Source organism: Marinobacter sp. Arc7-DN-1 (assembly GCF_003441595.1).
In the GTDB taxonomy this organism is placed as follows: domain Bacteria; phylum Pseudomonadota; class Gammaproteobacteria; order Pseudomonadales; family Oleiphilaceae; genus Marinobacter; species Marinobacter metalliresistant.
The window spans coordinates 1,643,534-1,656,513 of sequence record NZ_CP031848.1 but is presented as its reverse complement, the minus strand read 5'-3'; the positions used below and the strand labels follow the sequence as shown (position 1 = coordinate 1,656,513).

Annotated in this window: 11 protein-coding genes and 1 pseudogene; 3 read left to right on the top strand and 9 right to left on the bottom strand. The window is 58.6% G+C overall.

Annotation, left to right across the window (positions count from 1 at the left end; all coding sequences use genetic code 11):
• Window positions 1–21: 21 nt before the first annotated feature.
• Both D0851_RS07855 and D0851_RS07850 read left to right on the top strand, forming a co-directional pair.
• Window positions 22–1,041 (top strand): rhodanese-related sulfurtransferase, encoded by a 1,020-nt coding sequence (locus tag D0851_RS07855; RefSeq protein WP_117618135.1) that lies wholly within the window; start codon window positions 22–24, stop codon window positions 1,039–1,041.
• A 21-nt stretch (window positions 1,042–1,062) separates the two neighbouring features.
• Complete coding sequence (locus D0851_RS07850; protein WP_117618134.1) at window positions 1,063–1,794, top strand: YdiY family protein; 732 nt, start codon at window positions 1,063–1,065, stop codon at window positions 1,792–1,794.
• A gap of 88 nt (window positions 1,795–1,882) precedes the next feature.
• Here the strand turns inward: D0851_RS07850 and D0851_RS07845 are convergent, their stop codons facing one another.
• The 5 genes from D0851_RS07845 to D0851_RS07825 form a co-directional block, all read right to left on the bottom strand.
• On the bottom strand, window positions 1,883–2,830 hold the full coding sequence (locus D0851_RS07845) for a YbgA family protein (protein WP_117618133.1): 948 nt from the start codon (window positions 2,828–2,830) through the stop codon (window positions 1,883–1,885).
• Window positions 2,831–2,916: 86 nt separating this feature from the next.
• Complete coding sequence (locus D0851_RS07840; RefSeq protein ID WP_117618132.1) at window positions 2,917–5,160, bottom strand: glycosyltransferase; 2,244 nt, start codon at window positions 5,158–5,160, stop codon at window positions 2,917–2,919.
• Window positions 5,157–6,215 (bottom strand): lysylphosphatidylglycerol synthase transmembrane domain-containing protein, encoded by a 1,059-nt coding sequence (locus tag D0851_RS07835; RefSeq protein WP_117618131.1) that lies wholly within the window; start codon window positions 6,213–6,215, stop codon window positions 5,157–5,159. The genes D0851_RS07840 and D0851_RS07835 overlap by 4 nt, the downstream gene beginning before the upstream one ends.
• 60 nt (window positions 6,216–6,275) lie before the next feature.
• Complete coding sequence (locus D0851_RS07830; protein WP_117618130.1) at window positions 6,276–7,298, bottom strand: DUF6160 family protein; 1,023 nt, start codon at window positions 7,296–7,298, stop codon at window positions 6,276–6,278.
• Window positions 7,299–7,692: 394 nt separating this feature from the next.
• Complete coding sequence (locus D0851_RS07825) at window positions 7,693–8,352, bottom strand: GntR family transcriptional regulator (protein ID WP_117618129.1); 660 nt, start codon at window positions 8,350–8,352, stop codon at window positions 7,693–7,695.
• Between the two features lie 235 nt (window positions 8,353–8,587).
• Between D0851_RS07825 and gloA the strand changes: the two are divergent.
• A pseudogene (gene gloA / locus D0851_RS07820) lies at window positions 8,588–9,132 on the top strand (lactoylglutathione lyase).
• Between the two features lie 6 nt (window positions 9,133–9,138).
• On the opposite strand, the gene D0851_RS07815 reads toward gloA, so the two are convergent.
• From D0851_RS07815 to D0851_RS07800, 4 genes are read right to left on the bottom strand one after another with little or no spacing between them, the layout of a single operon-like run.
• Window positions 9,139–10,092 carry a DMT family transporter gene (locus D0851_RS07815; protein WP_117618128.1) on the bottom strand — a complete coding sequence of 318 codons (954 nt, stop codon included), beginning with the start codon at window positions 10,090–10,092 and terminating at the stop codon, window positions 9,139–9,141.
• Window positions 10,089–10,742, bottom strand: coding sequence for a LutC/YkgG family protein (locus D0851_RS07810; RefSeq protein ID WP_117618127.1), 654 nt, complete (start codon window positions 10,740–10,742; stop codon window positions 10,089–10,091). The genes D0851_RS07815 and D0851_RS07810 overlap by 4 nt, the downstream gene beginning before the upstream one ends.
• Window positions 10,739–12,178, bottom strand: coding sequence for a LutB/LldF family L-lactate oxidation iron-sulfur protein (locus D0851_RS07805; RefSeq protein ID WP_117618126.1), 1,440 nt, complete (start codon window positions 12,176–12,178; stop codon window positions 10,739–10,741). The genes D0851_RS07810 and D0851_RS07805 overlap by 4 nt, the downstream gene beginning before the upstream one ends.
• Before the next feature lie 2 nt (window positions 12,179–12,180).
• Window positions 12,181–12,954, bottom strand: a complete 774-nt coding sequence (locus tag D0851_RS07800; protein WP_117618125.1) for a (Fe-S)-binding protein — start codon at window positions 12,952–12,954, stop codon at window positions 12,181–12,183.
• Window positions 12,955–12,980 lie beyond the last annotated feature (26 nt).

Below are 12,980 nucleotides of genomic sequence, written 5' to 3'. Positions count from 1 at the left end.
TCCGGCCCGCAGGAGAAAATGATGAGCAACAACGTTGTTGTCTGCGCACTGTACAAGTTCGCAGTCCTGAACGATTACAAGTCCCTCCGCCAGCCGCTGCTGGACCTGATGCTGGAGCAAGACGTCCATGGCACCCTGCTGCTGGCAAGGGAAGGTATCAACGGCACCATCGCCGGCAGCCGAGAAGGCATTGATGCCGTGAAAGCCTGGATTACCGGCGATGAGCGTTTTGACGGTATTGACTACAAGGAATCCTTTGTTGATATCCAGCCCTTCAAACGCACCAAGGTGAAGCTCAAGAAGGAAATTGTCACCATGGGCGTGGAAGGGATTGATCCGAAGCGCATTGTCGGTACGTATGTGGATCCGAAAGCGTGGAACAATCTGATCTCCGATCCGGACGTGGTTCTTGTCGATACCCGTAATCAATACGAAGTCGAGATTGGCACTTTTAAAAATGCCGTCAATCCGGCCACCGAGACCTTCCGCGAATTCCCGGAATACGTGAAGCAGAATCTCGATCCATCGAAGCACAGGAAGGTGGCCATGTTCTGCACCGGCGGTATCCGTTGTGAGAAATCCACCGCATACCTTAAGGAACAGGGCTTTGAAGAGGTGTATCACCTCAAGGGTGGCATCCTGAAATACCTGGAAGAGGTACCCGAAGAGCAGAGCCTGTGGCGCGGAGAATGCTTCGTGTTTGATGACCGGGTAACCGTCAACCACAGGCTGGAGCGTGGCGAGTACGATCAGTGCCACGCCTGCCGCAGGCCGATTACCGAGGAAGACAAAGAGCGTCCGGAGTATGAGCCGGGAGTCAGCTGTCACCAGTGCGTCGACTCGCTGACCGAAGTGCAGAAGGCCCGGTTCGCCGAGCGTGAACGTCAGATGCGCCTGGCAGGGCAGCGTGGCGAGGCCCACGTGGGCGGTGAAGCGGCCCGCATCATTGCCGAGCGCAAGGCCCGGAAAAAGGCTGAAAGAGAGCATCAGGCCCGGAAAAGCCTGGCCGGTGAAAAGGCCAGCAAAACCGAGGGAGCCTGACCAACACCAACAGGAGACTTCATGGAGTTACGACAGGCAGTAGCCATCACCGCAGTTGCTATCGCGCCGTTTGCCAATGGGCAGGAGGCGGATAACTGGAAGGGCGAAACCGAACTTGGTGTGCTGGTTACCACCGGCAACACCGAGGAGACCAACATCAAGGGCCGTCTCGGTCTGATTCGTGAAGTGGAAACCTGGCGCCATACCGGGGACTTCAGCACCAATTACTCCGAAGCGGAGGACGAAACCACGGCCGAGGAGTACCTGGCCGCTCTGGAAACCGACTACAAGTTCGACAAAAAACAGTATTGGTTTCTTCGCGGCTCCTGGGAGAACGACCGCTTCTCTGGCTACGATTTCGAATCCACAGTGACAACTGGTTACGGGAACCGGCTCTGGCGGTCGGGCGATCGGTCTTTTCTTGATCTCTCAGCGGGTGCGGGTTACCGCTATAACAAGCTGGATACGGTCAACGCGCAGGGAGAAGATACTGAAAAAGAGGCCATCGCCCGCCTTGCGGGGCAGTTTGACTACGCCCTGTCCGCCAATTCGCTGTTCCGCCAGAAGCTCAGCACCGAAATCGGGCTGGATGAGAACAACACGATAAGCCAGTCAGAGACGTCCCTGCAGGCCAATGTGGTGGGAAACCTTTCGATGAAGGCCGCGGTCCGGGTGAAGCACGTATCCGACGCACCGGCCAGCTCTGAAAACACCGACACCGAGACGTCACTCTCTCTCCTCTATGGCTTCTGATTAACGGCGTGAAAATGGGGTCAGATGAAAAAGGGGTCAGATGAAAAGTTCATCTGACCCCTTTTTCATCTGACCCCGCTTTCAAGCTTCAAATGTTGTTTCTCAGACCAAGCTCGTCCGGATAGGGCGTAAGGTATTGCTGGGCGTGCAGGTAATCCACCGGCTCCCGGCGCTGGGCCATGCGCAGCAGGGTCATGGGCACCACCAACGGCACCTCACCCCGGCGGTAGGCCTCCATCTGCTCCATCAACACCTTACGGTCTTCGTCGCCCATGGAGTCTCTCAGGTAGCCCATCAGGTGCTGCATGGCATTCAGGTGGGAGCCCCGGCTGACTTTCTGGCTCATGGCCTCCATGAACTGGTTGATGTAACGGCCGGAGATAGTTTCCAGTGGCTCGGATTTCAGGTCCCCCAACATGGGGCCAAGCTGGCGGTAGATCTTCTCGGAGTGGGCCAGAAGCTGGAACTTGTGGCGGGTGTGGAATTCGATCAGCGCCCTGGCCGAAAGGTTGTCGCCCGCGACATTCTGCATCCAGTCGTCGTAGGCAAAGACCCGCTCGATAAAGTTTTCCCGAAGCATGTCGTCGTTGAGGCGGCCTTCCTCCTCCACCGGCATCAGCGGATAGGCTTTCAACAGAGCTTCGGCGAACATGCCCCGGCCGTCCCTGCGGGTCACCTGGCCATTCTCGTTGTGCACCTTGATGCGCTCCATGCCACAGCTGGGCGATTTGGCCATCAGGATGTAACCCCGAAGGTCCGCCAGGGTGGGCATGATCTGGTCGATAAAGCCGTGCATGGCGCCGGTGTGATCTGCCGTGCCCCTGGTTTCGATCAGCCGAAGGCCATCGCTGTATTCACGCAGGTGAATGGCCGGGCGGGGCACGCCCAGGCCTGCTTCCAGCTCCGGGCAGATGGAACGAAATTCAAAGTGCTTTGACAGCACCTGGGTGCAGTAACGGGAATGTTTGTGGCCGCCATCATGGCGAACTTCCCTGCCCAGCAGGCAGGTGCTGATTCCGACGGGGATGCCGCTCACTTAGACTCTCCGATGGTTAAAACGACTTTTATAATACGTGAACTCAGTCTGGACCGATCAGGGTGCAGGGGAAACCATAACCCTGACTATTCCTGATTGCTTGCTGAGCGTTTCCGTTTCTTGGCGAACATGGCCAGGGTGGTGGCGTAAATTGTGCGAACGTCAGTGGCAAACTGCTCGACGGAATAGTCCTTCGCAAAATCCAGAGCCTGTGAGGCAAGTTTGCTGCGCAGTTCGTCGTCTTCCAGCAGTTTCCTGACCTGCGCCCGCCACTGGTCCTGCTTCTCCGGCGTCTTGAAGCCATTGAAACCGTGCCGCACCACATCCTCGATGCCGCTGGAGCGCACGGCCACCACCGGCAGCCCCGCCGCCATGGCCTCCAGGATCACCATGCCCTGGGTTTCGGATTTCGAGGCAAACAGGAAGGCGTCACCCAGCCGGTACCAGGTGGCCATGTCTTCCGGGGGGATGGCACCCACCAGAGTGACATGTTGCCGGAGGTCAAGGTCTTCTATCTTCTTCTGCAACCGGTCTTTCTGGTGGCCATCGCCAATCATAAGGAACCGGAACGGCACATCGGTTTCCCGCCTCAGGGCATCAATCGCTTCAATCATGAAGTCAATATTTTTCTCATTGGATAACCGTGAAACGCTGACGAAAACCTTCTCGTCTCCAAGATTCAGCTGATTACGCAACTGGTCAATATCTTCCCGGCGAACGTCCCGGAAACGCTGGTATTCAATGCCCGTGGGCTGCACAAAGGTCGGCGTTTTTACCCCGATCATCCGAAGGTATTCCTCGGTGGAGTAGGTTGGCACAATCACGCCGTCACACTTGTTGGAAAAGCGCTTGATCAGGGCATGGGAAATCAGGTTGCGGAACAGCATCCCCGGCAGGGGCACAAAGTGGGCGTAGTGTTCCAGGCGGGTATGGTAAGTGTAAATCGCTGGCACCTTCAGTCGCCGCGCTACGAACAGCCCCAACGAGCCCAGCCAGAACGGGTGGTGCAGATGGATGATGTCCGGCGCGAAGGCACGAACCCGCTTGCGGATCCGGCCGAGGAAAATATTGGCCAGCCGGAATTCCCGTTTCTCCCCCATGGCGAGCAGTGAGGGCACCCGCAGCACGTGGGCTTCCGTCTCCGGCTGGCCCTTGTACCGGGGCGCCACGATCAGCAGCTTGTCTCCCAGCTTTTCCAGCCCCCGTCGCAGCCGCTCGATCGAAATGGGAACACCGCCGATGAACGGCAGGTAGTTGTTGGTAAACATGGCCACTCGCAACGGGCGTTCAAGCCAGGGGGCCGGGTCCAGATCGTAATCCGGGTAGTAATCCTTGCCGATGAAAATCGCGCCGTACAATTTGATCGCAATGGCCGCGAACACCGCGACAATCAACAGGAAATTGATGTAGCCCGTGTAGAACAGGGAGTAGATAAAAAACCAGAGGCTTTCCAGGCGCTTCAGAACCGGGTGCTGGCCCACCTCCAGGCGCTGCAGGGTGTGGCTGACCTGCCCCTGTGCGTTCACATCCACTCGTACATAGTGATAGAAACTGATGTCGTTGTTCACCACCAGACCACCGGCGCCACCGGTGGTTATGAACGTGGTATCCCCCATTTGCTTTTCCGAGTAAAGAGACAGGTTGGCGGAGAACACCCGGTCAATGTCGTGCTCATCCACCGCCCGGAGTAACGCGTCCCTGAATTCGGGCGGTGCGAGGTAGTCATCCTGTCTGTCGAACGGGGCATTTTCTTCCGGGTGCAGCGGTGGGTGGCCAATAAACAGGATCCGCGCCTTTGATTCGTCCTTGGCAAGCAGTTCGTGCAGCCAGCGGATCTGCCAGCGCCAGGGTGTTTTGCCGGTGCTGTCCAGGAAAATCAGCCGGCTGTTGCCTGCCTGGATGCTGAAGAAGTGTGGTCCGAAATGGTCATAAAATCGGAAACTGCCAAAGTCTTCGTATTCGTGGGCGCCGAAGGTGAGCAGATATGGGATCTCCAGGTGGCTCAGGGAGCCGTAGAGGGCGCGGTACTTGTCTTCACCGCCACCACTGACGGCATTACCCGCCGATACCATGAAATCGAGGTTGGATCGGTTCAGCTCCGGGATGATCCTGTCCTCGAAGATCCCCACGGAATTGTTGATATTACCCACCACCGCAAAACTGAAGGATTCACCCGGCTGGACCGTGCCCTGGATTCGTTCAACCTGCTCGGTGTGTACCCCTTCAAAATCCTCGGTGAACAGGTTCAGGTAGGCCTTATAGCCAACCAGCAGAAGTACCACCAGCAGGCACAGGTAGAACAGAAGCTTGAGTGGGTTTCGGAAAATCATCCGGTTCTCCCGCGGTTGGCAACAAGTTCCTTCTGCAAGACGATCAAGCCGATAATCATTCCCAGGTAGATGGTCAGCAGGCGCCAGAAGACAATCACCAGAATCAGGTGATTGCCAGAGAGGATGTCCCGGAAGAAGCTGCCAAAAACACCCTCGGAAATACCAGAGGCGCCGGGGGTGGGTGAAAAATACATGATGAAGGTGGTTACCACCAGCAGCCCCAGCGACACCAGGTAATCCACATCATAGTCCAGGCTGGCCATCAGCAGCGCCGGAAAACTGAACAGGCTGAGCAGGAAAACCGCGGTAAACAGAATCGACAAAACGACGAACAGGGGGCGGCCACGCAGATAGTCACTGAAGCTGCGGGAGAACCGCAGCATCTCCCGGCGGGCCTTGAACTGCCACCTCTGGTGCCGACGCTCGCTTATCAGATGAATCCGGCGGGCCGCTCTGAGGAGCTTGCTGAGGGGGCCGATCAGCCAGTGCGTGCGGAACAACAGAACGGCGAAGAAGCCCAGGTAAATCAGGATAAAAATCGCCAGGGCCGTACCAATGTCGCCGGCAATGGTACGGCCATCCAGCGCCTTGAGCGTCAACAGGAAAACCGGCGTCAGGGAAAAGATAAATACCACCGCCAGCACCGTCCGGATGGTGGTGGCGGCCGTGGCCCTGCCAACCGGAACGCCGTGGTTATGCAGATACCAGATCTGCGCGAAGCCGCCACCGGTGGCCATAGGCGTGATATTGGAGAAAAACAGGTTAATGAACACCAGCCGGAACATGGCCGGCAGAGGTAACCGATGGCCAAGCGCCCTGAGCGTGTAGTAGAGCCGAAGGCCGTCAGAAATGAAATAGACCAGTAACAAACCAGCCACCGACAACAGGGTTTCCGGAGTGATCAGTCTGGAATCAAAGGTAATGCTGCGCCCGGCAAACTGATCGTAAACGGCATACAGCCCGGCGGCGGTAAGCCCGACAAACAGCAGGCTGAAAATCGCCAGCCGCCGCCCGGAGGCACGCTTTGAATAATTGATGTCAGTGGAGTCAGTCATGGGCTGCCCGTCAAGAGTTAGACGGGCAGTTTACAGGGTAGGGAGTGGTTGGTGTCCAGGCTAGCGACCATAAACCATCATGGTGGAGTTGGTGATGGCGAAGTCCGTGAACTGAACGCTGCCGATGCTTGTGCCACCCACCTTGAACACGGGCATGTCGATATCCGCCCGGAACTCAACCTCATGGATGGACAGGCCTTCCTTGCCAGAGGCGGCACTGGTTCCCCGGGAGAGTTTTGCCGTCGCACTGGCCATGCCGAAATGCCCCAGCGTATCGTCGCCCCGGCGGTTATGAATCTGCAGCCCCTCGATACCCACGGCGGCAAAGTTGAACAGCAGAATCACATCTGCGGCATCCCAGTTCAGGCTGCCGTTGGTAATCTCGAAATGAGTATCCAGCTGCAGCTCAGAGCCGGACACCTCATTGCCATTGGCCAGAGTGCGGGTGGAACTGCCTCCGTTACGAATCACCAGATCCGTCGGCCCAATATACCCTTGCAGCAGGATGTTCGAGAACAGAGTGGCCGTCCCCCCGGTACCGGTGCTGGTCACACTGTCCGCCGCCAGTTCAAAGTCGACCGCCCGCAGGTAGTCGTCCAGACTGGACGGGTCGCCATAGCCCGTCGCACCCAGGTGCATCACCAGATCACCGCTATTGAACTGCTTGCCAAAAGAGCCCGCGACAGAATACTTCGCCAGAGCATCGGCCACATCCGGATTGCCCGGGGCCAGCAACCCGGCATTGGCGCGACGGGCAATCTCCGAAAATCCGTGCTCCAGCACCTCCCCATCGCCGGCAATATCGATGGTCAGCTTCATGTTGTCCAGCACCGTATCGTTCTGCCCGGACAAGCGCAGACCGTTCACATTCAGCGAACCCTCATCAATCCAGCTGAACCGGTCAATGCTGAGCTTGGTTTCCAGCTCAATCGTCACCCCCGCCTGGCCGGTAACGCCAGACAGCGCACCATCCCCCATCGGCCTGAACTCCGCCAACGCAGGCAGCGGAAGAGCCAGGGCGAGCACCCAGAGCGAGAGTGTGGAAGACGTGGTACTTCGACAACAGGCAAGTGACAGAGTCATGGTGGCCCCAAAAGACTGGTTTATTGTTTTTGGCGGAGAGCGTTAAAGCACTCCCCGGGCCGCAGGGGGACAGCACAACCAATGCAGCAAAAGTTTTGGTTTGTTACAGACTGTTACGATAGGCGTGGAAAGCTGAAAGGTCTGTGAGACTGTTCACAACAAAGAGCGGAAAATATCTGAAGAGTTGCGGGCGATGCGGGTAGGAGCACCTTCCAGAACACGCTGTGAATACATCCCTGTACGCTCGGCTCCGCCCTTTGGCGCTTATTGCTCCTGCGTCGCGCCAAAGGTCCGGGGCAAGCCCTCCATGGCTTGCCCGTGAAGTGCTTCGCACTCCACCCATGGCTCCGCACGGTTCTGGAAGGTGCTCCTACCCGCATCGTCTCCACCCAAGTCAGGAAGCCAAGGCCTGCTGAATCAAAGACTTCTGATGCTCCGCAAACTCCCGGATTAAAGCCTGCGCCTTAACCGAATCCCGCGTCAGAACCGCCTGCGGAAGATTGGCAAAAAACTCACTGGTCTGGGCAAGACCTCTGCGGTAGCGATCAGCACTGAGGTAATAAGCACGGCTAACCGCCGGTTTGAAGTTTGACAGAGCCTCCGTGAGATAGGGATTATCGACCACCTCGCAGCAGACCTCCATTACATTAAAGCTCGCCTCCACCACCGCCGTAATATCGGTAGACGGGCGCTTCATCTGCGCTATAACCTTGCTCACCGCCTCCAGCATCCCGGGCTTATCGCCCTCCTGCCAGCGCTCACACAGCCGGGTGGCCAGCATCATCAGCAAATGCATATATACATCGTACAGCTCGGAGGCGTGGGTGGCGTCCAGCCGGGTTGCCGAGGCGCCTTTGCGGGGCGTGATCTCCACCAGATGCCAGCGTTCAAGGGCATACAGGGCTTCCTTCACCGAGGCCCGGCTCACCTTCAGCTCGCCGGCGAGGGTGACCTCCTGAATCCGCTCACCCGGGCGAATCTGCCCGGTCATGATCCGCTCTGCCAGGTAATTGGCAATCTGCTCGGCCAGGGTGTTGGGCGCCTGAAAATCCATAAAGGTTCTCTGAACAGGTCGTAAAAACCGGTTGGTCCCTGAGGTTGTCGGGCCGGCGTGGGAGTCTGTGTGCATGAGTTTATCACAGCCTCTGAATCCGGTAGCGACAACACTTTGATCCGGCAGGGAGCATCAGTTGGTTTCGTAAGTCCCGGTTCTTTTTTCCGAACTTGAAATCCCCCTGAAACGCAATCAGGTATAATGGTTAAATCCTGCGAAAAAAGGGAAAACCAAAATGCCCAAGCATTTCGAACAGGCCCCCGGCCTATACGACGCCCCCGTTCCCGAAACCGAAGGTTATATATTCAACCAGACCATGATGCGCATCAAGGAACCCGAGCGCTCCATGGACTTCTACACCCGGGTGATGGGCATGCGCCTGGTGCGCAAGCTGGACTTCCCGGAAATGAAGTTCACCCTGTATTTCCTCGGTTACCTGGACGACCGCCATGCCGCCCTGGTGCCACACGACGACGCCTACCGCACCACCTATACCTTCGGCCGTGAAGCCATGCTCGAGCTGACCCACAACTGGGGCACCGAAGACGACAACGGTTTTGGCTACCACAATGGCAACGACGAGCCCCAGGCGGCCATATCGGCGTTGCCGTTCCGGATGTGTACGCCGCCTGTGATCGCTTCGAAAAGCTCGGTGTCGAATTCGTGAAAAAGCCGGACGACGGCAAGATGAAAGGCCTGGCCTTTATCAAGGACCCGGACGGCTACTGGATCGAAATCCTGCAGCCGGACATGCTCGAAAAGCAGCGCAAGGAAGATTGATGCGCCTCAGTCCGCGCCGGCCTTCTGGCCGGCGGCGGGCTTGCTGCCATACCGGGATGCGACAATCACCGCCGCGGTCAGGATCAGCGCGCCGGTAACGCCGATAGGCCCCAGTATCTCCTCCAGGAACACCCAGGCCAGCAGGGCCACGAACAGGGGTTCCAGGGTCACAATGATACTGGAAAGCGTCGCCGGTGTGGTTTTCATGCCGCTGAAGAAACTTACATAGCCAATGCATGTCGGCACCACGCCGATGTAGCCCACCATCAGCCAGTGCCGGAGTTCCAGGCTTGCCAGTCCCTCGAATCCGCCACTGATTGCCACCACCGGCAACAGGATCAACGCTGCGGTAAAGAAACAGATAAACGCAGTGGTAAATACCGGGGTGCCGGCCGAGCTGTAACGGCTGGTCAGGGTAAAGCCGGTGTACACCACGGCAGCCAGCAGCGCCATCAGAATGCCGGCAATGCGAAGTGTGCCACTGGTGTCCATATCACTGAGCACCAGCATGGCGGTACCCGCAATAGCGGCAATCAGGGACAATACCGTCAGTAGCCCGGGTTTTTCGCCCAGCAGTGGTGCCGCCAGAAGGGCGATCAGTACCGGCGGAAGGCAGAGTGCAATCAGAGTGGCAATGCCGGCACCGGTGAGGTCGACAGCAAGCAGGTAGCTGCCCTGGTAGAAAGCCTGGAACAGCCCCAGCGCCGCCAACGGCAGCAACGTTCCGGGAGGCAGGCTTCGCAGCGAACCGCCGGCCACCCTCGCGCCGGGATTGGCTTTCTCAAGCCGTGTCTGCTCCCGCCGCATCAGCAGCCAGAAAAACGGCAACGCCACCGCCAGCCTCAGAAAGCCCAGGGTGATGGCCTGAAGGTCAGTGCCGGTAAACAGGAATTTCGCAACAATGCCCGTGGTCGCCCAGAGCAGGGCGGCCAGGGCGATCAGCAGGGCGCCTCGGATCATTCAATAATCAACACAATCAGCTCTTTGGGACCGTGAACACCGTAAGCAAGGGTTTGCTCAATGTCGGCGGTTTTCGAGGGGCCAGAGATTAACAGGGCATTGGTCGGCATGCCAGAGGACCAGTTCTGGGCCTTCATCGCTTCGTGGAAGGTTGTGTAGAGTTCCGGGGCTTTGAGGATGGCAATGTGTACCGGCGCGACCAGGCTCATCAGCCGTGGCTCGTCCACCGTTGGCCACAGGATCAGCGAGCCGGTCTCGGCAATGCCGCCGCGGGTGGAAGTAATGCTCGCATCCACTTCATTGAACAGATGCGCCTGCCAGCTTTCGATGGGCTCGTCATAGATCAGCAGTTCCGGCAGATCGTTACGGCCGGCGCTGCGCAAGGACTGGCCAATCTCATGGGCTTTAGCAACCAGCAGGTTGCGGGCGCCCCGGGAGGCCAGGATTTCAGCAAGGCGATCCATCCAGCTGTCTTCGGTGCAATGGTGAACCTCGCCATGCACCGATTCGATCATCTTCTCGAACCGCTCGACACGCTCCGTGGTGGACCAGTCCGGCCTCTCGAGTACCGAAAAATCACATTCCGGTACCGTCAGCTCGCCGCCGGTCCGGTTGCGCAGGCGTTGCAGGATCGTTTCCCGGGAACTCATTGGTCACGCTCCTTCATCCGCTGGTGCAGGGTTTTGGCGGCCAGCTTTGGCGCCGTCCGGCAGTTGGTCCAGGCGCCGGCACTGGCAGGCTGCAACGCCCGCAGCTTGCTGGCGGCGGCGGTGCCAAGCCGGTAAACGCCCGGGCTGGCGTGCATCCAGGCCCAGCCTTTCCAGATCATTGCTTCTATGGCGCTGCGTTTTGCGCCATGGCCACGCACCTTGGCCGGGTGCAGCTTGTCGCCATCCACGGATTCCTGGCGCAGGCGCACCAGCAGGTCCGGAATGGGGATTTTGACCGGGCAGACTTCGCCACAGGCACCACACAGGCTGGAGGCGCTGGGCAGGTGACGGCCCTCGTCCAGGCCAATCAGGTGTGGCATCAGAATCTTGCCGATAGGGCCCGGGTAAGTGGTGCCGTAGGCGTGGCCGCCAATGCGGGTATACACCGGGCAGTGATTCATACAGGCGCCGCAGCGGATGCAGCGCAGGGTGTCCAGCAGCTCGTCATCCTGGTAGATGGACGACCGGCCATTATCCACCAGCACCAGATGAACTTCCTCGGGGCCGTCCAGCTCTTCTGCCTTGCGCGGGCCGGAGATCATGTTGAAGTAGGTGGTGATGTGCTGGCCCGTGGCAGAGCGTGTCAGCAGGGCGAGCAGGGCCGAGACGTCTTCCATGCTCGGTACCACTTTTTCAATGCCGGTTACCGCAATGTGGCAGGGCGGGACGGTGGTGGTCATCCGGCCGTTGCCTTCGTTCTCCACCAGGCACAGGGTGCCGGTTTCCGCCACCGCAAAGTTGACGCCAGACACCCCCACATCCGCGTTCATGAACTTTTTCCGCAGCTGCTGGCGGGCGCTGGCGGTGAGGTATTCCACATCGTTGGAGAGATCCGTGCCGGTCTTTTCGTGCATCAGCTCGGAGATCTCGCCGGTGTTCTTGTGAATGGCTGGCATGATGATGTGCGAGGGCGTCTCTCCGGCCAGCTGCACAATGTATTCGCCCAGATCCGATTCCAGGGCTTCGATACCCTGTTCCTCCAGGTAATGGTTCAGTTCCATTTCCTCGGAGACCATGGACTTACCCTTGATCACCGTCCTGGCATCCCGGGCCTTGCAGATATCCCGCACAATCCGGCAGGCCTCGTCGCCGTCCACCGCCCAGTGAACCCTGATGCCGTTTTCTGTCAGCTTTTTCTCAAGCTGTTCCAGCAGGTCCGGCAGGTTGGCCAGGGCCCGCAGGCGAACATTGGCACCGAGATCCCGAAGGGTTTCCAGATCCCAGCCTTCGAACGCCGCTTTGCGTTTGGCCATCAGCCCGTCCATGGCGCTGCGGAAGTTCTTGCGGATCTTGGGGTTGTGGATGGCCGCCTGAGCGCGGGGGTGGAACTGTTTTGCATCGATGTGATGGTCAGTGTGTTCGGCTGTTTCGCTCATGACTATTGCTCCCCTTTGCCCTGGGTACGCGCCCACAGGAAACTGAGAATGTGCTGGCCTTCAACCGGCTTGTGGTTCTTCTCGGCGTAGCCGGCAATGTTCACCAGGCAACCGCAATCGGTGGTCACGAACTGTTTGGTGCCGGTTTCTACCAGCGCATCCACCTTCTCGCTGACCATGGCCCCGGAAATTTCCGGGTGGCGGATTGCAAAGGTGCCACCGAACCCGCAACACTCCTCCGGCCGCACCTGTTCCACCAGATTCACGTTCTTCAGCTGGCCCAGCAGTTTTGGCCCCACTTCCGCCACGCCCATTTCACGGCGGGCCGAGCAGGAGGTGTGCATGGCCACGGTGGTGGGCTCGCCCAGGTCTTCCAGCTTGATGTGGCACACGTTCAGCAGAAAATCGGTCAGCTCCCAGACCCGCCCGGCAATACCGGCGGCCTTGACCTCATCGGTGGTGTCCTTGAACAGGGCCGGGTAATGCTTGTGCATCATGCCGCCGCAGGAACCGGAGGGCACCACGATGGGCCAGTCCTCGGGAAACAGGTCCAGCTGTGCCTTGGCGACGGCACGGGCTTCGTCGTGGTAGCCGGACGTATAGGCGGGCTGGCCGCAGCAGGTCTGGTTTTGCGGAAACAGCACCTGAATGCCTTCCCGCTCCAGCAGCTCCACACCGGCAACGCCTGCATCCGGGTAGAACATGTCCACCAGGCAGGTGCCGTAGAAATAGACTTTGGCAGGTTTTGACGGGTAAACCTTGATGGGATCACTCATGTTCCGACGCTCAACCGTTTGGAATT